The organism is Chitinophaga sp. YR573 (assembly GCF_900110995.1).
In the GTDB taxonomy this organism is placed as follows: Bacteria; Bacteroidota; Bacteroidia; order Chitinophagales; family Chitinophagaceae; genus Chitinophaga.
In genome coordinates, this window is record NZ_FOJF01000003.1 from 1393428 (window position 1) to 1415436 (window position 22009).

Sequence of the window (22009 nt, forward strand, 5' to 3'; positions counted from 1 at the left end):
TCAAAAACTTATACTGTTTTTCCCTCCTTACCGAATTCTTTACGGATGCCTGTCATTACATCTTTCAGTAGAATTGTTTCACTGTTTCTCTTTAAGGCAGCAAGACAGCTATACCTGGATACATTAATAATCGATCCGCCGGACATTTCATATTTCTTTGCAATGTCTTCCAATACCAGCTTCTCTTCATAATCCACATTCACAGGGAAAGCCTGCTGCCAGAGGCGTAATCGTTGCTCAGGCCCTGGTACAGGGAAATAGACCATCGACTGAAAACGTCGTCCAAACGCTTCATCAATATTAGCTTTCAGGTTGGTAGCGAGGATGACCAGTCCGGGAAAGTCCTCTATTCTTTGCAGGAGGTAGGCTACTTCCTGGTTAGCATACCGGTCATTAGAGGAGCTGGTGTTGGTACGTTTGCCAAAGAGTGCATCTGCTTCATCAAAGAACAGGATCCAGTTCTTATTGGCTGCCTGGTCAAAGACACCCGCCAGGTTCTTTTCTGTTTCACCGATGTATTTGGAAACGATCATAGAAAGGTCTATCCTGTATACATCCATCTGAAAGGTTTTACCCAGCAAACAGGCGGTAAGCGACTTACCTGTTCCGGGAGGGCCGTAGAACAATCCCCGGTAACCGGCTTTGATTTTACGTTCCATCCCCCACTCTTTCATCAGCGTATTGCCATGCTCCACCCAGGTACGGATCTCTTCCACTTCTGACATGGTATGCGCATCCAATACAAGGTCTTCCCAGCCCAGCCCTGTTTCTATGCGTTTGGCAGGAAAGGTTGGATTATGATCCGGTTTATGCGCTGTTCCCAGGGTAAAATAACTGAGGTATTCCGGGGTCATCTGCAAAGCCCCGCTTAACAGTGGTTCATCAGCATGGGCAGTCACCAGTTTCAGGATCTGGTGTTTGGCAAAGAAATGGTCCGGACCAAACATCTGCATCAGCTGAAAACGTAAAGCCAGGTTATTACAGGCAGTTAAAAAAGCGGCCGTTTCTCCTGTAGGCAGGAAACCTCCGTGTTGTTGCCCCTTAATACCCCCAAATTCGGTAAATCCCCGGTCGTAGGTACTGTTCTTGATATAAAAAAGATCGAGCAATTGCGGGCGTATATGAGGCAAAATGGCTAATTGTAATACCAGCCTCTCAGAAGCATTCATATTGTAATGCCTGATGATCTGTGCATATACGGAAGGGTCCTTTGTTAAGTCTGGGGCAACGGGATCAGCTACAGGGGGGCCCTGCTGCTCAAAGTAATTTTTCATCCGCAGGTCCAGTACCTGCCGGAACCATTCCGTTTCACGGCCCAGCGCCGCTGCATTCGCCTCTGCTAACTGAATATCCATTCTGTATAAAGTATTTTATCTGCCCAGGAAGGCTTGATCATGCCCATACTCCATGGGAGTGTTTGTAGTATAATATCATAACTGCGCGACCTCACCTTCAGGTACCAGGCTCCATCCGTTTGCCATAACACCCCATCCCTTTGCAGGAATGATGCACGGAAACCTTCCACACTGGTATTCTTCATCTTTTCCCATTGCTGGGTAGCTGCGCCTATCAGTTGTAATGATAACTGCTTTTCATCTTCTGTAAACTGTATAGGTTCCAGAGGTATTTCCATCGGGAAATTACAAAGGATCTTATTTAAGACAAGGGCATGTTCCAGTTGTTCCGAATTGCCATATACCAGTAGTTGTAATAAATGGATAGCGCGTTGCTGTGCCACCGTATCATTAAACTTACCGTTGGTAATTAATTGCAGTCGCGTAAAATAGGTATGAAAGAAAGGATGTAATAATACCAGCCCGGCATTATTCACGTATATGCCTTCCTGTTCAGAGGTAGCAATTGGTTTGGGCGTTTTGCGGGGATAGTTCTTTTGTATGAACTCTTCCTGTCTCAGACGTAATACATCCGCGGGTAATATCAATTGATTATCGGCTCTGCGGGAAGGTTGCTGTGAAGATAAACGGGGATTTCCAACGGGCTTTACTGCGGATATCTCCACTGCGCTACTGGTTTTTACCAATATCACGGCCTGCTCAACCATCACAGGTATCACTGCCTGTATATGCATGAACGGCCTGGTATCTATTGCGGCACTATTTGCCATGACGCTTAGTAATCTCCTTGTGGCAGATTCATTAAAATTATTTAAAAACACCAGCCATTCCCTCACATAAGTCACGGTATCTGTTACATGTACTTTCCCGGCTAACCATTGCAGGTTAAACTGCCGGAATAATAACCGCACACGTTCCCGCTCCAGGTTATCTGCCAGCATGCCTTCCATCAGCTGCTGCCATTGCTGTAAAGCAGCAATCGTATGATTATCCCATAAAGAAGGTACATCTTCCATCAGTATCCAGAATTCATCTTCCGGTAAATTTAAAGCTACCTGTTGCACCACCACTGTTGCTGATAATATCTTCCGGTAAAAAGCCAGTCTTTCAGACGGTGGCCTGTCATGATACTGTTGCCATATCTCCAGGAAGTTTTCACGGTACTGTATAAACGTATCTCCCAGGTTCTGCTGGAAAAATGTAATGGTATCTCTTTCTGCATAGGCCTGTAACTGCTTCCTGATATTTTCTTCCAGCGGAGAAACCGGTTTCTCAAACAGCTGATGTACATACAGCCTTGCATTTATTTTATAACTGCCGTGTTCCCATAACTCCGCGAGTAACATAGGGCGTTTCCGGAAAAGTAATATCACTGCCTGCCGCAGCAATATAGCCTGCCTGGCTTCGGATAATCCGGCAAACCAGTAAGGTAGCTGCTGCCCCGTAATGAATATCGTAAACAGGTTAATAGCCTGCTGCCATACTTCCTGTCTTTCTGATTGTATGGTAATACTGTCGTATCCTATCCAGGATAATGGTAAAGGGATATCAGGAGATAAACGGGTAATCCCCGGCACGAATACGTTCACGGGTTCTCCCGGTACTTCCTGGTAACTTATTTTACCTGGTAAGGACTGATCATTATTTAATAACTCCTGATATACTTCCTGCAATAATTGCGTACCATTCTCCTCATATAAAATCCTGATGAAGGAAGTAAAAGAGCCTACAGGAATATCCTTTTTATAAAAGTCCATTGCCTGCCGGAAAGTATTTAACAACAGCTCGTAATCTATATTGAAATGCAGGGCAAGCCTTTCCAGGTTCCTGCGTATGAATTGTTTCCTGTTAAACTGACCGCTATTCTCTGTAACAAGGTAAGTGAGTACAAACATCCAGACGGCCTTCTCAAATTCGCTCTGTTCCGTTTTTATAACAGATTGCCTGCTTTGCAATGCAATCACTTCTTTTGTATAACCGAAAATAAAGGCAGCCTGTTCTTCTTCCAATGCTGTAATGATCTGCTCTACCACATAAGCAGAAAAATGATACACGATCCTCTTTACCACATAATCCGGCTTTGCAATGTCCAGCATGAAACGGGCAAAGCGGGAGTCTTTAATCAGCCTTAAAATAACATCTTCCAGTATTACATCAGATGCCCACCAGGGTAAAGTACCTGTTTGCAGGTAATGGGCTATCAACGCAAATTCCCTGTCTGTTTCCGTCTGGAAATAAAGGCTGCCGGATTCTTCCTCTTCTTTTCTTACCAGTTTATCCTTCAGCGCTTCTTCCAGGGCTTCCATAACAGACCGGCTGAGATCCCGTTCAATGTTATCATAAGCGATCACCCCAAGGTCCAGCTCCAGTGTATCCAGCCACAGGCTTTCTGAAGAGGATAATAAACGGTCTAAGAGTGTTTCCATGTCGCCGGCTATACTGGCATTAAATATCCGGCTGATCGTATCCTGCAAGGCAGTCGCCAGCTCCCTCTCCGTAAAATGGAGATCAAATGTATATTTACGGATTAAATTCACGCAATGAGATCAATAAGCCTGTCTGTAGCAATCACAGGTAAACCACCTGTAAAGTAGTCTTTCAGCCCTTCTATCCACGGATAATAACTGTCTTCAAAAGTATGCATTGCTGCCACACCCAGCCATTTGAAACGGATGTTATAATGCGCAGGCGTATTCTCCCTTATCAGTTCCTCTGCAAAATTCCTGAACTCCGTATACTGGAACCTGGCAGGCCAGGAAGGAAACACGATCGTCAGGCTGAATTTGAAGAAAGATTCCGGCAGCAGTTTACCGTTCGCCATTTTAATAGTATACTCTATACGCGGATAATACAGCGTTTTCTTTTTCTGTAACTGCTCAATGTTCAAGGCCAGGTTATACATTGCCTGCTCTGCGGCCTCACGATGTGCAGGCTGGGAAAAATCAACCGTGGTCACCGGTGTGGATATGCCATCGTTATAGGCATACACCCTGCACCAGGTGGAGATCTGGTTAAACATCTCTTCATAGGATAATTCCTGCCAGTTATTCTCCATTAAAGCGGCCATGATTTTTTCCCGTTCCTCAAACGTCATGTAGTAACGTTGTTCCAGCAGCAGCTGATCTCCTGCTCCTTTAATATTAAAACCGAAGGCTGCTGTTTTAAACAGGGGTTTTAATAAAGTATGCTCTACAACATAAAAACCTTCCGAAGAAATGCTCAGCTGCCGCAGATGTTTAATCATATCATGCTGTGCATTTACCGCCGCAGATTTCTGCTGATGTTTTGCTACTGCCTGCCATGTATTTTGTGTGGGTTCTTTGTATAATACCAGGTAATGATCTTCACCGTTATCTGCTACCACACGATAGTTATTGGCATCCACACCATACTTTAATATAGAGATAGGCTGATGCCCAAAGAAATACTGTTCATCATCGGGCACATTATCTGTCATCCAGAATTTCTCTCCGCCCATGTGTAACTCTTTTGTTACAGGAGCATGTACATGCGGATTTACTTTCATGGCCACATGTTCCTGTTTAAAAACAGCAGTTAACGGCTGACTGTTATTATTATTGATATGCAGCAGTTTTCCTAACCATTGCTGATACCCGGATACAATGCCACTCTGTGCAAAATCATCTAAGTAATTAAATGATTGTACCCTGCCGGATGCTACTGTAGGCAAATGTTGCAGGATATCCGCTTTCCAGCTGATCACATTCGTTCCGCCATATAATTTATCATACAGCGTTACCGGATATTTTATCAGCACAATGTTGAACCTGGCCAATAAATGATCTAATATCTTGTTCTTTCTTTCGTCAAAGGTGGCCTCACTTTCGACTGCATTCGTCAATGCTTGTACATATGTATCGCGCAGCAAAGGTGCTACTCTTGGTACATCAAATAATCCCTGTGCGAAGTAAGTCGCGGTACCATCTGCTGCAAAGAATGATTCCATATTCCCCAGCTGTGCCAGGTAATTGGTGAGTAACTGTTCAAAGAATAACAGGTATGCCTTTAACTGCTTTACCTGCGCTTTACGTACAGCAGGCTCACTTTCAGCAATACCTTCCTCTCCAGTACCGTAAATACCCGGAAAATAATTTTGTAATGAATAGTACTGAGATATATTGCGGTAAGACGCTTTCAGACTGGTATCTGCCAGTCCGCGCTGTTGCCCTGTATAATGTCTTTTCTTTACTTCCCTGATGCGTTGATAGGTATTCCAGAATACACCATCTTTGGCATAATGTTCAAACTGGTCGCTATAAATACCGATATCATTTTTATGATCCTCAATATTGATATAAGGATAATGCCCGGGAAGGATCTCTAATGGCTTGTTGGAGTAATCACTACCATCAGAACCAATGTACAGGAACTTCACCTGTAACACGCCAGTGATCATTGAAATAGCTTTTACAAGATCTGCGGGGTCTATCAGGCTGGCCCTCTTCTGTAAATCACTGTCCGGTATAAAACCACGGCCTGGTAAAGGACCGGTATAAATATCTTCTGTGGAATAACCCAGTACCAATAACTCGGCTTCTGATAAAAATCTTACGGGTGGATGGATAACATGTTCAATAGCGTTGCAGATATAGGCAACGGTTTCCTGTATATTCTGATGACCATCTACCAGTATCTCTGTTTTTACAGAAATATGTTGTGGAGTTAATACGATGATTTCTTCAAAATTCTCTCCCAGGTTCCTGTTTCGCAACAGGCAATTACGTACATCTGAGATCAGTTTCTCCGGACCTTCGGAAAGTGTATCAGAGGGTTGTACCATTACACGGTAAATACCTTTACTGGCACCTGCTGTATACACAGGTGATACTGCTTCAATCCAGATGTTCTCTACTTCCGATACCTGGTCTAATATCAGCTTACAATAATCTTTGACTGTTACCGGCCTTGTACTAAGTATCTCTGCTTTATTAAAGAAAGAATGTGCACCAGGATTGATCTGCCCTCTCTCATTTGCCAGTATTTCCTCTATAGGGAAATCTGTTTTATAAGCCAGATCCGTAATGGCATAACACAGCTGTTCCAGCATCGTTACACCCGGATCATGCAGGTTATAATCCGTCCATACATGACCGGATAATTCCTGTATAATAGCCAATCCCCTGGCCCGAAGCCTTTCGGCATCCAGGGTAATATTCCTTTCCTTATCTCTTGAAATCTGTATCGGCTCCTTTGCCATAATTAATAACGATAAGACAGTGGCATAAATGTGTCATCATCCCACAACTTTGTAATCTTATAATAGATCTCTACTCCTGTTCCATAATTACTGCCGGTACGGATCTGTAAATCATAATTACGGGTGCTGCCTACCCAGCGTAAACGGATCCTGTTCCAGCAAAAACCGTAGTAAGCAGAAGTATGGCGGATCTTGCCTCTGGATTTGCCGAATGCGGTCAATGCTATTGCATGTGTAATCGCAAACTTCCCGGAGCCTTTAAGCCCTGTCCTTGCCATTACTTCAAAGGCACTGCAATTATTCAGTCCTTTTACAATAGAATGCCAGTGTCCGTCTGCGTCTACCTGGCCGGAAAGATAAGTACCCACTCTTCCCTCCATGCCTACAAAGCCATTTACATCCAGTGCATGATCAGGATCGCATGTCTTCCCGATTCCCATGCTGCCATCGGTATGGAAGAAAAAGCTCTTATCATCATTTTCATCCGGAGTGGCAGACGACTGGAATCGCAAGGCTGCTTTTTCCCTTTCATCTTTTTCAATCAGGAAAAAAGGTTTCAGGTCGTCATTGGTTTTGTAAAAAGATACCAGTCTCTTTGAGTTACCCAATGCGGCTACCAACATCCCATTTTCTTCATCTTTCGAAAAGCCGTCTTCCTGTTTATTGATAGTAGAATCTATAAGATGTGCAAAATGTTGTTCTGTGGGTAATCTACCATTCTTAAAATGTTCTTTCAACTCTTCACGACCAAATATTTTCTGGTTATTTTTAGTTCCCATAACTATTTATTTTGAATGTATTGTTAAGGTGATCATTTCTCCGGTTGCATCAGCTTTAGCTGCTGCAGTTTTATGTGAAGCAGATCTGTCATGAACGATAATCATTTCTTCTCCTGTAATAACACTGTCTATACCCATTGGCTGCGGATCGCGGTACTTCTTTTCATCTATCACTGTGATGAGGTGATGGGTAGCAGGGATCAGCACCGATTCGGACATAGAACCTTCTATAAACTCAATGTCTTCCACTGCTGTATCCTTTATACAGTTGATATAATTCCCTGTAAGCGGATCTTTCTCCCGGAAGAAATGAACAATAGAAAAGGCAGTGACATAAGTAACATAAGGTAGCTTCTTGATAAAATTCAGCATCTCTGATTTATACAATACACTGCCTATTTTCACTTGTGAGGTAGCGTCAAATAACCAGGGATTCAGGTATTTCCTGATATCTTCCTGTAAAAGACTGAGGTAATAATTGTTGTCTGTACTACTGCGGCTATTACCAAAATGTACATCACAGATCACCTTCACTCTTTCGTATACAGGATTATGCACCGCTATCCTCATGAAGTCCGGCAGCAGCTCTTCCAGGTATTCCTTGATGCGGTATAACGCGGCAAGGTCTGCACGGGGTTCCTCTGTTAAACTATTCTGTATTTTAGGTACTACAACCAACTGAAGGTCTGTCTCGGCCATCATATCCGAGTTCACTTCAGGATCATTGCCCATACATTTGGCAATATATATTTCCGGGAATTGTTCCAGTACCAGCTGTATGATATCTATACCTAATACCGGTCGTTTTTTATGTCGTAAGCGTTCACTTACACGTACATAATATTCTTCCATTGTTTCGGCTGATCTCCCCCCGAAAGAAGGGAACAGTTGCCAGATTTTCTGTATTCCCCGTATCTCTGTTTGCGCAGATTTTATTGTTAAGGGTGCTATGTTTGTAACGGTAGTTGTGTTTTCAATTTGTCTGTCGGCAATACCTGCATTCATAAAAATGCCCTTTACCATCGGGCGGGTATCCAGGGAATACACAGAAGATAAATTGATCCACTGCAAAGTGGGATCTAAACGCGTATTACCATAACTGTTTATCGCAGGCATCTTTAAATTGATAATACCACTGCTGATGAAATGATGTGTAGAATCAGCGATCAGCTGTGTTTTATCAAAGGGTATCCATTTATCATTGTGCAGGTAGTTCCATTGCAGTTCCAGTACGTTGCCGGTAGTATGGGTATAGTGTTTGTCTTCCAGCTGGAATAATAAAGAGATCTGATCGTTTGGTTGCAGGTTATCAAAACCTATATAAAGATTAGAACGTCCTTCGAACTGTGGCAGCAAGGTGAACGTACCATATCCCGCAGCAGGATATGCCTGTCTGAATCCAAAAGGATAAAGATGGAATAACTGGATACCGTTCCCATCACTGTTCTCTTTATCTGCTTTTAAGATCTCTGCCTGTTCCAGTGTATAATCCAGTGTGATGGATTTTACCATAGGCGTATAAGGCATATTAGGCAGCGGACGTTTTTTTACCCATCTGCCTGCATTATGTGTTACTACCTCAGGGAATAACTGTGTATATAAACGTTGTCCGAATGCTTCATTCGGCGCCGCCAGTTCCAGTCTTACCATGCCTTCTGTCTGGGCATTATAATCTTCCTTTGCCAGTAATGGAAAGTTGTTAAATAATAACTGCTGAAAATCTGCCTGTTTTATACTGGTACTACCATTTAGAAAGATTCTTCCATCAGCATCGCGGTAGGTTTCAAAGAGCGGCAGGTTTTTATCCGGTCTGATGTAACCATTCGTGATACTTATTTTGAAAGAGCTATTGGTAATGCCTGCATTATAAGCGGCATAGTATGCATCAAATCCGTTTTCTGTATTGGGTAAGTCCAGCCATTCTACATCGATCTCAAAATCTTTCGTATAGCGGTTGAAGATATTTGTGTTTCTGATATCAAGATAAGTACCTACTACGGGTTGTGGCCCGAATATCTGGAAAGGGTTTTCTGCACTTAACGGACCTACATTATTGTATAATCTTACTGATCTGAATTCTTTTACCTTGGCATTAATAGCAATCCTTTCTATTATCAGCGATTGCATAAAAGAAAAGGCGTTGTGAAAACTGAAATTGTTTAATAACAGTTTTATCAGCGGTTGTGTGGTTTCATAATTACCACCATGTAGCAGTGGTGTATATATGTTAAAGGCTGGTGCAGCGGATTCCAGTGTAATATTGATATTGATACATCTGTTGGCAGCTTCCAGGCCGATCTTCACGGTATGCCGGGGAATATCTTCCCATCCGGCTACCCCTGTGTAAGAAATAATAAAAGCGGCAGCCAGTAATTCATTTAAGATCGTTTCTTCCCTGCGTCCTTTTACACTGGCGTAATTTCTGATATACGCCTGCATATGTTCAAAGGAAATACTTTCAAAGTAGATAGAGAGTACTATAGTCCTGTTGCCTTCTGTAAGATATAATACCGGGGATGCAATAATGAAACCCAGATCGGCTTCCTCCATTGTGCGTTCGTTGTCCGCCAGTTCATGCTGGTCTTCTCCTGCCAGCGCCCATGCTTTTACCGGCAGGCTTTCAGGCAGGTAAGCAGCCGCAGGCAGCACATCATGGGAAGCGGCGTATACCTGTGCTTCCATGATATCCGATTGTTTCAGGTCCTGGGCGGAGATCTGCTTATAATCGCTGATGAAAACGGTCCTTAAGGCTTTGATCTTTGCCTGGCTAAGCCTCAGTTCATTTGTTAAACGGAAGCTGGTATTTTCCGCGGGGAACAGGGTGCCCTCCGGAATAACAACCGGCAGTGTTTGTGGTAAAGCATCTATGCACAGGTGTACCTGGTCTGGTATGGCTGGTCTTAACTGTATACCCAGTACATTCTTATAATAGTAGTCCAGGTGCCTTTCTGTAAAATGGTTCAGATGCTGCTGCATATGTCCATATAAGCCCGTAAATGCTTTTAACAGCCCTATATGGGGCTGATGAAAGAAAGGGGTAGTTTTCCTGTCGAGATATTGTTTGGCCGCGCTGGATACCTGGTAAAAACGGGACCTTAGTGCAGTGTATACATCATTCAGCGACTGATACCCCAGGAAGATGTTTTCTGTATCTTCCTGTTTTGACTTTTCGTATGCTTCTTCAAATAACTCTTTTAGTAATTTATCGGTATGTGAAGTACGTAAATCGTATTTATGATGGAAGAGCTGACTAGCCTGTTTTTCGTAAATTAATAAGCGGTATACATAACCGGAAAGGTTTTCCGAAATATGTTCATCATATTCACCGGTTTCCCTGTTGTGGTCTGCTGTTCTTACCTGGTTCAGTTTTTCCTGCAGCAACAGTGCTATCTCATAGATCATGTTGAAGAAGATACTGAGTACAGGACGCAGGTCCGTATCGTTTTCTGCTATCTGTAGCTGTTCCTGTATTTGCAGGTATTTATCCTGGTAATGGGTGAAATCGAGTCGCGAGATAGTCAGTAGAACTATCTGCAGATCTGCTGAGAAAAACTCTCGCCAGTCACCTTCTTTTTCGTTATATAAATTATAGAAATTAAACTGCCCTGCTATCTCTGATAAAAAAAGCAAAAGATCATCCTGTGTCCGCTCATCTATTCTCAGATTAGCAGGCATTAATGCATCCAGTCGTCGTTCCGACTGGCTTACCCCATCCCGCGTATGATCAAAGAAAGTCTTCATGTTGCCTCACTGTATGGCAGTATGTTTGGTGTCGAAATATTGGTTCCTTCCAGGAAGTAGAAAGGATATACCATATTATGACGGGTATTGGTAATAATGATTGTGTAATTCAGCTGTAAGTGTATCATACCGCGTAAATCGTCCTGCATGAGTAAAGCCACATCAATGAGGTTTATCCTTGGTTCGTAATTCAGCAATGCATGATAGATGATGTGATTCAGTTCACTGATGAGAATAGAATCTACTTTTTCAAATACCAGTTTTTTCAGATCGCAGCCGAAATCAGGTTGCATAATACGTTCTCCAGGGATGGTACCCAGGATGATGCGGATGCTTTCCTCTATGTCTGTTACATTTTCAGATAGCAGGACGGTATTACCTACTTTGGTAAATGCCGGAGGAAAACTCCAGCCGGTTCCCAGGAATGAATTTATTTCCATCTGTTAATTTATCCTCCTATTAATACTGTGGGGCAGCCTAATGCAATATTGCCACCATGTGCGGTGGTATCTCCCATTCGTGCTGCCGGTTTACCGCCTATCATCACAGTGGCCGATCCTTTGGCGATACTATCCGGTGGGCCTACACATACACACATATCTCCTAATACAGCCGCAGGTAATTTGCCTATTAATACGGTAGGTATACCCGGACCAATAATTGGTCCGCCTACATGTGGTATAGGTGGTATTCCCGGATCTACCATCGCACATACGTGCATGTCTGTTAGTCTTGCTGCTGGCGCTCCCATAATTTTGTATTTTAATTGATCATCACTATTCCACCTTTAATCACTGTCTGTCCGGATGCAGATACTTCAGCAGAGGCGGTGCCTTTTGCTGTTAAAGCCATCTGGGCAGTCTGTTTTATATTCATGCCGGCCATTTCCAGGTCCTGTGTAGCTTTAACACTCACTTTGCCTGTCGCTTCCATATTAATATTACCGGTAGCTTTAATCGTGATATCCTTGGGACTATCCATTGTAATCCCGCTATCATTCATCTTAAAGCTGTTGCTGTTCTGATCTTTTATCTCAATAGATTTCCCGTCATCACTTAAAGTAATCATATTATTTCCCGGAGTAGTAATCTTGATGATCTTCTTATCATCATCAAAATTAATCTGTAGCAGGCTGCGTGTATAAATAGCTTTGATGTTATTTTTTTCATCTGCCTGTGTAACCGGAGGTGTATTACTCTTACTGAATAAAGAGCCTAATACTATCGGGAATCGGGGGTCATTCTCCAGGAAACCAAGTATTACCTCATCTCCTACTTCCGGGCAAAAGACTACACCAGCAGCAGAAGTAGCATAATAGCTGGCCAGTCTGGCCCAGATGCCTTTCTGATCAGTTGCATTAGAAGCCGGTTTCACCTGTATACGATATTCAGCTCCCGGGTCTTCGGAAATCTTCACCACTTTAGCTATCTGCAAACCTTGTATAGCAGGCATCTGCCCATTGGCTGGCGGATAGGAAAACTGTTCCTTTTCATAAATGGGTTTTTCGTTCAGCCCAAAACGGACAGTGGTGGTCCACTCTCCGTCGTCCATTTTATGGTTCACTGCACTTACAAAGGCTTTACCATTAAAGCGGGCACCTACTCCTGCCAGTTCTATAAGTTTCCCTGGTTTGGGAATGGCATTACCGATAAAAGATACACGGCCTTTCATGGCACTCATACGCAGACGAAGCAGGCTGCTATCAGCCCATGCCTTCAGCTGGTCTTGTGGCAGTGGCGCAGTGGATATCAGCTGTAATGCTTTCTGGTCCAGTTTGCCTGAGAGGGTTTGAGCGCTCAGATTACCATGTGCATTTACGGTAGGTTCTGTGGCACTTGAAGTAATCAGGGCCAGTGTTTGCGGGTCCCAGGCTGCGGCCTCTATGGAAGGCGGTTGTTTTTCTGCACTCAGTTCGGCATTGAACGAGATAATGGATTCACCCATGGCCACCCGCAATACCGCTTCTGAGCTGAATAGCGGCTTACCTACAATTACCTTGTCATCATCCAGTGTGGTGATATAGCCATTAAACGCCGCACGGGCCAGTATAAAATCCCAGTCGGTAGCCGACTTCTGGAACATCAGCTCCTGTTGCCCGGTGGTACTGTCTACCGTAGCCGTAAGACCGTAGGTCCCAATTATTTTTGTGATGATATCACTATCTGCAGAATCCGTGAATTCACTTTCACGTTTGTTATAAGTCATTTTTACAGCGGAATGTTTACAGGTCACTACCAGTTGAAAAGTGGTAGCCCCGCTGATGCGGACAGCCTGTTTTACAATTACGCCTTTAAATACGGAGACTTCTGTATCCTCTCCGTAACCTGCCGTGATGGCGATAGTATTGCCGGGCAGGAAATCTGTGCCATCACTACCGGGCAAATCACCTGCAACCCCATCATCGGCAGGATCATCTGTACCATCTGTAAACACGATTTCCGCATAGGAGATCTTATTTACTTCATGGGTGATATCTACTGATACGATAGGATATTTATCCTGTATTGCGTTGCCTTCTACTAAAATAGTAAGCCTCAAAGTAGCATCTGCAATATTCAACGGCGACGGTGCTGGCATTATGCTTTCTTTAAAGGTGGAAAATAGAGCTGATCTCCGGGTTTTATAGCATGGATGCTACTCAGACTGTTAATCCTGGCTACTTCCATGTAATAAGAGGAGTCGCCGTAAATGCGGTAAGTCATTAACGGCAGGGTATCACCGGCTTTCACGGTACGAACATGCGTAAGGTCCGGAGAACTCTTCTGGGCTTCCAGTATTTTGGTTACAAAAGACTTCGTCTCTACAAAATCGATCTTCACTTCTGCTCTTAGCGCGGAACCGTCAGGATTAAAGAGTTTATACGTTACCGATATCTTCTGACATACACCGGTAAATACCACCGATCCCCAGGTTACCTTCAGGAAATTAGGGCGGTGCATAGTACCCTGGAAGGTGTAAACAATACCTCTTAGTTTGGCGATGTAGGCATCCACTGTCAGGCCCTGGGGAATGGGTATGATACCGGTACCATCCACCAGCAGGTCCAGCGTGAAGTTTGTAGGCTCCATGCCACCAAAGATCTGCGTCACACCACTCCTGTCCTTCTCTTTGGAAGTATTATATTTTACAGCGTATGTTTTCGAATACGTAGAGGGATTCATCATTGCTTTGATAGATCCCAGCAGTTGGTTGGTACAGGCGCTGTCCTTGTAGGACTCAATCAGTAATTTAACAAGCTCTCCCATATATTATCGCTCATCAGTATTATCCATCCTTTGCAGGATGTTTTCCATACATTCTTTTACTATACTGGCTTTTAATGCCTGTAAATAATTTTCATCAGGCATTTGAAGGTGTTGCGTTGCATTGCTTTCTATGGTGACTTTGATCACCAGCTCACGGATTTCAAGTGGCATAAGTACTACATTTTTTTCTCAAAGAAACTGTATGCCAGTTCCAGTGTTTCCACCATAATCTCTCCTTCTTTCATCGCTTTCAAACCAGACATTTCCAGCTTTACAGGATATGCTTTGTTGAACACCCATACAGAAATGGCTTTACCCTTTTCATTCAGCAACTGTACGACCACTGTTTTAGGGGTAAACGTAAAGGTGTTGATGCTGGTCTGTGCCCATGTAATGAGGGGGGAACCCAGCACCATACCCCGTTTCAGTACCAGGTTGTTGTATTTAGGAGGGTTGGGGAGCCGGTGTGAAAACCGGTTCTCCCCTCCTTCTCGTTTATCTTCTGGTGTGATACTGGCAGAAATGCCGCTCACTTCCATGAAACTACCTTCCTGCTCACCGGAAACGCCTGAAATAATTACTTTAAAATAGAATCCAACCGGTGGATAATAATTACCCAGTGCGTCCATACATATTAACTTTGAGTCAGACCTTCGTGTGCCAGTTCCATGGTTTCCACTGCCACTTCATTTGCATCAGACTTCATATCTGTTACAGTGATTTTGGAAGGGAACGCATTTTTCAGGGTCCAGCTCATGGCAATGCCCTGAGATTCGTCCAGTAAACTGATTACGATGGTAGAACGTTTGTAGATATTCATTTTGATACCACCGTATTTCTCCCACAGGGCTTTATCTCCTTTAAAGATGCCTTTCTTGAGAGTAATGTTGGAGAACTTCTGGATGCCCGGCATTTTAACCGTTGAATATACCGGGCTGCTGCCGCCACGGTATTCGATCACCTGTGTTTCTGATGATAAACCGGTTACTTCCTGGAATATCAGCTCCGCACCATCCCACATTACTTTGAATGAGAACTTAACTAGTGGCCATACCGTCTGTGACTGGCTTGCTCCGTCATCTGGCATAATTTTAAAATTTTAAGGGTCTATAATAGTGTTAAATTAAGATTGTTGCATCATCTGCTGGAAAGTGATGACGATGAACTCTGCAGGGCGTACTACCGCTACCTTCACAGAGATCAGCATTTTTCCTTCCAGGATGTCCTGTGGGGTCATGGTAGCACCTAAACCGATCTGCACATCATAAGCCTGCTCAGGGGCGGCACCTGCCAGCGCACCTTGTTTCCAAAGGTTATTGAGGAAGTTGTCGATCATGCTTTTTACCGTTACCCAGGTAGTGCTGTCGTTTGGCTCAAATACATAAGCACGTGTAGCCAGCTTGATGGATTGCTCCAGCATGATCAGCGTACGGCGTACGTTTACATAACACCAGTCGAGGCTATTACCGTCCAGTGTTCTGCCACCCCATACCAGGGTACCGATACCAGGGAAAGGTCTGATTACATTGATAGATTTACCGGCCATTACATCCACGTTCAGCTGTTTCTGCTCATCGTGAGAAATGTTTACTGCTGGTGCATTTACCATGTTGATAGATACGTTGGCGGGTGATTTCCATACACCGCGACTGCTATCCACCAGTGTGTACAATCCTGCGATGGCACCACTTGGAGGAAGCTCATTTATTTTGGAACGCACTTCCTCAATGATAGTGGAATAGATAGGACTAGCCGCTTTCAGTGACTGGTGGTAGTTCTTCTTGTCATTATCATCCGGTTTTGCAATGGCTGTAAACGCTGCGATGATTTTCTTCGAGATATCATCTGTTAAGATGGTAGCCAGATCAGCATCCAGGTTTTCAAAGCTCACTTCACTTGGTTGTACCACGGCTGTTTTTAACCAGGGATAGTACGCAGCGCCATAGTTCAGGGAAGTAGTACCAATTGCAGTACGGAAGTCGGCAACTACAGCGTCTGTAGTGTCGGTAGAAGACTGCTGTACCAGGTCGAAGATACCGAAACGGCTCTGCGTCTTGGCACAATGGCCTAACACCTGGGTATATACTGCATAGGCATCTTTACCCAGTGCAATAACATCCGGCATTACGATCAGGGTAGGTTCGAATTCCTTTTCCAGGATCGTAAATACATTCGGTTTTTTACCATCGGCAGAACCGACAAAGTCTTCTGCGCTGACAGTGATGCCATCTGCTTTACCCTCATAGGTATCTACAGATAAGATGTAGCAGTTACTTCCGCCATTGGCATAAAACAAACGTACACTGTTGAACAGGAACAGCTTATGCCCGTCCTTGATCTTCAGTATTTTGTCTTTACCATCCACTTTAAACATTTCAGCTTTTGCATCGGTAGCAGCAGCATCTGTAACAGTGAATTTGGGGTGAAATGCGCCACCGAAATTCTCCAGGAATTCGGCGAAAGAAGTGATGCGGGTGGGTTTGTGTGACAGGGGCTTTCCGAATCTTTCAGCTTTTTCTGTATAGCCGATAAAAACGGGGACCGCTGTTTCCACGGCGACCACTGAACTGGGGAAGGCGTTTTTTTCCTCTATGTAAACGCCGGGAGTCATAAGTGTTGAAGCCATAGCTATACGGTTTAGTAATTAGTATAAAAAGATTTCTGAGAATAGTTCTGAATTGCCGGTTACAGCCGTAGATATCCTGCTGATATCCGGTGTTGGTAAAGTGGAAATAACTATTTTGGAATTATCTACCAACTGAAACGTGTATTTATTTTTAAGTGTCAGTTCAAGAGGGATATCGGAGGTAAACATATACAAGCCTGTCTTTCCGGGCAGGTCCACGGGTTCGGGGTCCCCAAACTGAACTTTACCTGTGGCATCTATAATAGCAGGTTCAGAGAGGGATGTCAGGTTCTCACTCATCAGGAAGTAACGCCACCGGGTTGCTCTTGCTGCAAAACGTATTTCATAGCGTGTTTCCAGGTCTGGTGTTAACTCCAGCACAATGCGGGCAAAAGGCTTAATGAAAAACCTGTCTTCCGGTTTCAGCTGATAAACATCGGCACCCGAAACTAACGCTTCATGGTGTAATGTACCGGCAGTGTGCTCCTGGTTATTGCTGAACAACAAAAAACTTTTCCTGATGTCCGCCTGGCTGAAATCAGTATAGTTATAAAATAAGGGATCTTTCAGTTCCAGGTCGAATGTCAGCGTCAGTTTTTCACGCAGCAACTCCTGCCTGTCGAATACATCCGTATCAAACAGTAGCAGGAAACCATCGGCTTGTTGCCGCAGTAACACCGAATGCCGACGCATGTCCATAGCAGTCTCTAACGGCACTTTTACGGCAATGCGATCAAATGTTCTTTCAGCAAAAAATACATGACGGAAGTAGACTGCCGTCAAAGTATCATGTCCCATTTTTTTATGCTTTATAAAGGGGCATTATCAGTAGAAGAAGCCTTCACAAGCGGCCTGTATTCCTTGATAATACTTTCGTCAAACGTAAGCATGCGCATTTTATACACTACCGATGGCATGTATTTAGCACCCAGCGTAGCCCAAATGTTATTCATCTTTTCTGTACCCATGCTTTCCATTTCAAACGTCAGTTTATCGATCCGGGAATCAAGTGATGGCGTGTTGGCTTGTGTGAGTACACTGCCAGACTGGAAATAAGCGATTATAAAAGAGATGAAGCGCAGGGCTTCGGGATAGTTGTTACTGCTGAAATAAGCAGAAAATAAAATATAGAGATTGACACACACCGGTGGCATAGTATTTCCTGAAAAGCGACCTGCGCCAACCTTACCCAATGCTTCTTTTTCAATGTTGATAAGCGTAACCAGCACTTTATTTTCTCCCTGAATAGCAACAGTACCGTCCTGGTTGATAATACCAGACAGTACGACCTTCTCTTCATTAATGTGCAACTGTCTGCTGAAGTGTTTGTTAATCTCTTCAGTGATACAGGCAAGGGTTTCGTAGATCATCTAAGATAAAAGCATGAGCTGGGGAGCAGTATAAAGCGTAAAATGCCTTACCAGTTGCTTACCGGCGTTGTTTTAATATCATGGTGTGCATAAATCTTCTTGTAGTTAGTTATCTCTAGGGCTCTAATGTTAAATCTTTACATAAGGTATAAAGCTATTGGTAAATAGTGTTTTTAAAATTACGGGATATTGTCCTTGTGTCCTTGAATCTGCCCACAATATAGTGGTTAAATGAAATTATTCAAATTTTTTGTTAGAAAATTAATTTCTATATTTTTTGTAACTAATTACTACTATTGCTATTCGAACAGCACAATTTAATACTCTTATGCATCCCTACCCTAAAGGCTTTTTATTGCTTATTGCTTTATTAATATGTACAAGTATTTGTACAGCAGCACCTGTTTCCTTCCAGGCGCCGAAGCTCAAGATGCCCAAGGATACTGCTGTTAAGACAAAATTGCTAAAGAAGATAATAACTGCCCTGCAATTCCGGGCTAACGTACGTGCCAAACAAAAAGAACGTATCGTTACCATCATTAACGGGGTCTTTGCAGATTCGATGATCGTGACCGCAAAAGACATTGCTCACCTGAATGAAGAATTATCCCGGCAGGAAAACCAGCATTTCGATTCATTACGGTCACTTATACACGCTATTTCCATACAGGCAGATGATAGTGCCGCTGTTGTTCCTCCCCCTTCTGAAAATAAAAGTATCTCAGAAAGTGAGTTCAATGAGCTGGTCAGTAAAATCATTCCTATCCTCCAGCAAAAAGATAAAGAGAAAGATGAGCCGGATGATACGGCAAGACAGGAGAAACTAAAAAAGATCCAGGCATTTTTTAACAGGCCCCCCGGAAAGATCGATACCTTACGTATAGGTGAAAACGTTGGAAGAAGGTATATCCTTCACCTGGGAGACAGCGCTTCCGTTACTGGTATCCATCCCTTCTGGATGGGAGATAAATATCTTAACTACAACTTTGCGGCATTAAGCACTTTATCCTTTTACGGATTAACAGCAGATGGCAAAACCGGTCAGATTAAAAAGATGTACGACCCTGCCGCACTAAAAGTACTGGCTGCCGCTCAGCAGGCTAATTGTAATACTACCTTCACCCTGTACAATCCCGGTAATCTGCTGGACCATGAACCGGCGCAGTTATTATATATTGATTCCCTTTTACCCGTGCTGCAACAGCATAATGTAGGGGGCATTAATATCTGGTTCGGAGAACTTCCCCATCATGACAGGGATGCCTTCACCCGGTTTGTTTCCCTGATGGTACATTATTTCCGCAGGGATAATAACAGGCGTTACCAGATCTCGGTGACAGTGCCATCCAATGATAGTGAACTGGCGTACGATCTGCGTGCCATGGATACCCTGGTGGACCATTTCATTATCGACTTTACTCAACCGGATAAAAAGACTGCAGGAGCTACCGCACCGTTAAAAGGAAATGCGACCAGGGCATTGCAACCAGTTATCTCCCGGTATCTGAATCTGAATATTGCTCCCAAGAAATTTATCGCACTTTTATCTTACCAGGGTACTATCTGGAAAATAGGCCGTAACGGTGCTGCGAATATTTATGGTGGGACTATCTCCTATAATGATATTAAAAAACGATTCCCTTCCGATACAGCTGTATTTTATGATGAAGTAGCGGCGGCAGCTATTCTGGAAGAAAAGAAAGATAACGGAGAGATTTCCTCACAGATATGGTTTGATGATGCCACTACCCTGGATATCAAATATGATTATATCAAAGGGAAAGGATTAGGTGGCGTGGCCATCTGGCCGTTAGGTGCAGATGATGGATATTCGGAATTATGGGAAGGGCTGGCAGACAAATTTATCAGCATAGATACAACTTTCATAGATACGGTCCCGTTAGTAGAGCTACCGGCCCCTCCCCTTACTTTATGGGAAAGAATTGTAAGACGGTTTCACATAGAGAAGAAGGCTATTATAGAGTTGTCTAAAAATCCATGTAGTGTACAATCCGATCAGTACAGGAGCGATGATTATGTGATGTGGATCACTATCTTTTTTACACTGATAACTATTGCCGCAGGGCTCTTCTATGCTTACCAGGTACGTATGCAAAGGCTAACTCCAACGCTGCGGAAAAGATTACTATGGTTGTTCATTGGGTTATTACTGTTCACCTTCTTCTGCGCAGGAGCCACTATGTTCCTGAGCAAACATATTCCCTGGTTAGGCGTTACTGACGGTCCTGATGGTTGCAAACCGATCAGCTTATCGGTTGTGGTGATTGTTTTCTTTAGCGGGGTTGGATTGGGCATGCTGATTATGCGGCTTTTTGTGTTCCCGGGTTTGTCAAAAGAGGAAAAGCCGTAATTAATTTGGTAGTGACAACGTAGATTGGCAGATGTTATTGATCAATAAATACACTGCATCTGACTGTTTAGTTCTCTGATTTAGCTTTATAATATGGGTTCAGGATTTGTTTTTCAATTTAACTTCACCTAATATTCACGTCAGATAAGGTGTATTTATTGATCAACAACATCTGGTGCGAAGATTATGTAATCAAACTGAGGCACTAACATCAATTTGAATATTTTGTGAAACAGGTCCCCATGTTTGTAGAAAAATTTAATTCTGTACAGGATGGTCCCTTTTCCATCTGGAAGAAAAGTAAGTCGACCAGTCTTTGATGTATAAGTAATATTCGTATTCGGTTTCAAAGCTCTGCAACATCTCGTAGGAGGGTCTGTATTGCTGCATAAATGTATCGAGGGCAGGTGGCTGTAAGCCTGTTATCTTCTTTACCAGTGCTTTATTAAACCGGTGAGTCACGTATTTATCCCGCTCCTCCTCTTCCAGTTTTAGTCTGAAAGCTTCCATTCTCTTCATCTTTTTTATACTGAACAGCAGATCGAGATTAATACCTGCTCCTGCCCCATTACTGGCTGGTGCCAGGAAGTCCGGGGCATAGTTGAATACCTTCCTGTATTCTTCCCGGTTGGCGATGGAATCTTCTTTATAGTCGTTTTGCAGTACTACAACGGTAGGTAATACCTTGATGTCTACATGAAGACTCATATCAAACGGTCTGTTAGCGGGAATTTCCTTTACGGGGAATTTCATGGTCGCCTTTCCCTGGTAGGAAAAGCTGAGGGAGTCAGTATAGGGCAACCTTATGGTGTAATGTCCTGCGGAATCGGTAACGGCGCCAGCGCCGGAAGAACCTCTTACGCTTACTCCGGCCATTCCGTATTTGGCGGAGCGTTCATATACTGTACCGCTAATCTGTACCTGTCCGGCAGCTACGAGACGCAGCAAGACCAATACCATCAATATAACAGTCCTTTGTAGCAATTTGGTGATCCTCATTTCGCCTCAATCTAAGACAGGATACAAACATTAGCAAGAATGCCAAAAATATTAACATTTCATGTTTTTTTATAATGCATTTTAGTAGATGTTTTCCCTTTGTTCAGAGAAGAGATGTAGAGGTTGGGAGAATAATGAGGACAAAACTTTTTTATTTGGAAGAGGGCTTGTCTATCTTTTGAGTTTATGTATGGATTCAGGTAAAAGAGTAATAGAACAGGAATAAAACGGCTATTGAAGAGGCTCATCCTACGTTTATCCTACGTTAAAGACGTAGGATAAACGTAGGATGAGCCTCTTCAATA

General features: G+C 43.4%; 17 protein-coding genes. 1 reads left to right on the forward strand and 16 read right to left on the reverse strand.

What is annotated here, in order from left to right; genetic code table 11:
• Positions 1–8: 8 nt before the first annotated feature.
• The 15 genes from BMW86_RS31915 to BMW86_RS31980 are packed head-to-tail and all read right to left on the reverse strand — an operon-like array spanning position 9 to position 18334.
• A complete protein-coding gene (locus BMW86_RS31915; protein ID WP_089787964.1) occupies positions 9–1355 on the reverse strand; it encodes an ATP-binding protein in 1347 nt (448 codons plus the stop codon).
• Positions 1340–3892, reverse strand: a complete 2553-nt coding sequence (locus tag BMW86_RS31920) for a contractile injection system tape measure protein (protein ID WP_089787966.1) — start codon at positions 3890–3892, stop codon at positions 1340–1342. The genes BMW86_RS31915 and BMW86_RS31920 overlap by 16 nt, the downstream gene beginning before the upstream one ends.
• On the reverse strand, positions 3889–6573 hold the full coding sequence (locus tag BMW86_RS31925; protein ID WP_089787968.1) for a hypothetical protein: 2685 nt from the start codon (positions 6571–6573) through the stop codon (positions 3889–3891). Before BMW86_RS31925 ends, BMW86_RS31920 begins: the two co-directional genes overlap by 4 nt.
• Before the next feature lie 2 nt (positions 6574–6575).
• A complete protein-coding gene (locus BMW86_RS31930) occupies positions 6576–7352 on the reverse strand; it encodes a hypothetical protein (RefSeq protein WP_089787970.1) in 777 nt (258 codons plus the stop codon).
• 6 nt (positions 7353–7358) lie between these two features.
• Positions 7359–11093, reverse strand: coding sequence for a hypothetical protein (locus tag BMW86_RS31935; RefSeq protein ID WP_143056755.1), 3735 nt, complete (start codon positions 11091–11093; stop codon positions 7359–7361).
• Positions 11090–11533, reverse strand: a complete 444-nt coding sequence (locus BMW86_RS31940) for a GPW/gp25 family protein (protein ID WP_089787974.1) — start codon at positions 11531–11533, stop codon at positions 11090–11092. The genes BMW86_RS31935 and BMW86_RS31940 overlap by 4 nt, the downstream gene beginning before the upstream one ends.
• A gap of 8 nt (positions 11534–11541) precedes the next feature.
• The gene (locus BMW86_RS31945; RefSeq protein ID WP_089787976.1) at positions 11542–11844 is read right to left on the reverse strand and encodes a PAAR domain-containing protein; all 303 of its coding nucleotides are present in this window, start codon (positions 11842–11844) and stop codon (positions 11542–11544) included.
• An 11-nt stretch (positions 11845–11855) separates the two neighbouring features.
• The gene (gene vgrG, locus BMW86_RS31950) at positions 11856–13670 is read right to left on the reverse strand and encodes a type VI secretion system tip protein VgrG (protein ID WP_089787979.1); all 1815 of its coding nucleotides are present in this window, start codon (positions 13668–13670) and stop codon (positions 11856–11858) included.
• Positions 13670–14338 (reverse strand): CIS tube protein, encoded by a 669-nt coding sequence (locus tag BMW86_RS31955; protein WP_089787981.1) that lies wholly within the window; start codon positions 14336–14338, stop codon positions 13670–13672. The genes vgrG and BMW86_RS31955 overlap by 1 nt, the downstream gene beginning before the upstream one ends.
• 3 nt (positions 14339–14341) lie before the next feature.
• The gene (locus BMW86_RS32960; RefSeq protein ID WP_177189463.1) at positions 14342–14509 is read right to left on the reverse strand and encodes a DUF5908 family protein; all 168 of its coding nucleotides are present in this window, start codon (positions 14507–14509) and stop codon (positions 14342–14344) included.
• Positions 14510–14514: 5 nt separating this feature from the next.
• On the reverse strand, positions 14515–14967 hold the full coding sequence (locus tag BMW86_RS31960; RefSeq protein ID WP_089787983.1) for a phage tail protein: 453 nt from the start codon (positions 14965–14967) through the stop codon (positions 14515–14517).
• Positions 14968–14972: 5 nt separating this feature from the next.
• Positions 14973–15425, reverse strand: coding sequence for a phage tail protein (locus BMW86_RS31965; RefSeq protein WP_089787985.1), 453 nt, complete (start codon positions 15423–15425; stop codon positions 14973–14975).
• Positions 15426–15461: 36 nt separating this feature from the next.
• Positions 15462–16964: a phage tail sheath family protein gene (locus BMW86_RS31970; RefSeq protein WP_089787987.1), complete on the reverse strand. Its 1503-nt coding sequence runs from the start codon at positions 16962–16964 to the stop codon at positions 15462–15464.
• An 18-nt stretch (positions 16965–16982) separates the two neighbouring features.
• Positions 16983–17762 (reverse strand): hypothetical protein, encoded by a 780-nt coding sequence (locus BMW86_RS31975; protein WP_089787990.1) that lies wholly within the window; start codon positions 17760–17762, stop codon positions 16983–16985.
• 11 nt (positions 17763–17773) lie between these two features.
• Entirely contained in the window at positions 17774–18334 is a 561-nt protein-coding gene (locus BMW86_RS31980; RefSeq protein ID WP_089787991.1) for a Pvc16 family protein, read from the reverse strand.
• A 328-nt stretch (positions 18335–18662) separates the two neighbouring features.
• On the opposite strand from BMW86_RS31980, the gene BMW86_RS31985 reads away from it, so the two are divergent.
• Entirely contained in the window at positions 18663–20705 is a 2043-nt protein-coding gene (locus tag BMW86_RS31985; RefSeq protein ID WP_089787993.1) for a glycoside hydrolase family 18 protein, read from the forward strand.
• 258 nt (positions 20706–20963) lie between these two features.
• On the opposite strand, the gene BMW86_RS31990 is transcribed toward BMW86_RS31985, so the two are convergent.
• Positions 20964–21704, reverse strand: a complete 741-nt coding sequence (locus BMW86_RS31990) for a carboxypeptidase-like regulatory domain-containing protein (RefSeq protein WP_143056756.1) — start codon at positions 21702–21704, stop codon at positions 20964–20966.
• Positions 21705–22009 lie beyond the last annotated feature (305 nt).

Excerpts from the sequence above, each read along its gene's own strand:
- BMW86_RS31975 (WP_089787990.1), bottom strand. The coding sequence starts at position 17,762 with ATGGGACATGATACTTTGACGGCAGTCTACTTCCGTCATGTATTTTTT.
- BMW86_RS31915 (WP_089787964.1), bottom strand. The coding sequence starts at position 1,355 with ATGGATATTCAGTTAGCAGAGGCGAATGCAGCGGCGCTGGGCCGTGAA.
- BMW86_RS31925 (WP_089787968.1), bottom strand. The coding sequence starts at position 6,573 with ATGGCAAAGGAGCCGATACAGATTTCAAGAGATAAGGAAAGGAATATT.
- BMW86_RS31955 (WP_089787981.1), bottom strand. The coding sequence starts at position 14,338 with ATGGGAGAGCTTGTTAAATTACTGATTGAGTCCTACAAGGACAGCGCC.
- BMW86_RS32960 (WP_177189463.1), bottom strand. The coding sequence starts at position 14,509 with ATGCCACTTGAAATCCGTGAGCTGGTGATCAAAGTCACCATAGAAAGC.
- BMW86_RS31990 (WP_143056756.1), bottom strand. The coding sequence starts at position 21,704 with ATGAGGATCACCAAATTGCTACAAAGGACTGTTATATTGATGGTATTG.
- BMW86_RS31965 (WP_089787985.1), bottom strand. The coding sequence starts at position 15,425 with ATGCCAGATGACGGAGCAAGCCAGTCACAGACGGTATGGCCACTAGTT.
- BMW86_RS31970 (WP_089787987.1), bottom strand. The coding sequence starts at position 16,964 with ATGGCTTCAACACTTATGACTCCCGGCGTTTACATAGAGGAAAAAAAC.
- BMW86_RS31945 (WP_089787976.1), bottom strand. The coding sequence starts at position 11,844 with ATGGGAGCGCCAGCAGCAAGACTAACAGACATGCACGTATGTGCGATG.
- BMW86_RS31985 (WP_089787993.1), top strand. The coding sequence starts at position 18,663 with ATGCATCCCTACCCTAAAGGCTTTTTATTGCTTATTGCTTTATTAATA.
- BMW86_RS31930 (WP_089787970.1), bottom strand. The coding sequence starts at position 7,352 with ATGGGAACTAAAAATAACCAGAAAATATTTGGTCGTGAAGAGTTGAAA.
- BMW86_RS31940 (WP_089787974.1), bottom strand. The coding sequence starts at position 11,533 with ATGGAAATAAATTCATTCCTGGGAACCGGCTGGAGTTTTCCTCCGGCA.
- BMW86_RS31960 (WP_089787983.1), bottom strand. The coding sequence starts at position 14,967 with ATGGACGCACTGGGTAATTATTATCCACCGGTTGGATTCTATTTTAAA.
- BMW86_RS31935 (WP_143056755.1), bottom strand. The coding sequence starts at position 11,093 with ATGAAGACTTTCTTTGATCATACGCGGGATGGGGTAAGCCAGTCGGAA.
- vgrG (WP_089787979.1), bottom strand. The coding sequence starts at position 13,670 with ATGCCAGCACCGTCGCCGTTGAATATTGCAGATGCTACTTTGAGGCTT.
- BMW86_RS31980 (WP_089787991.1), bottom strand. The coding sequence starts at position 18,334 with ATGATCTACGAAACCCTTGCCTGTATCACTGAAGAGATTAACAAACAC.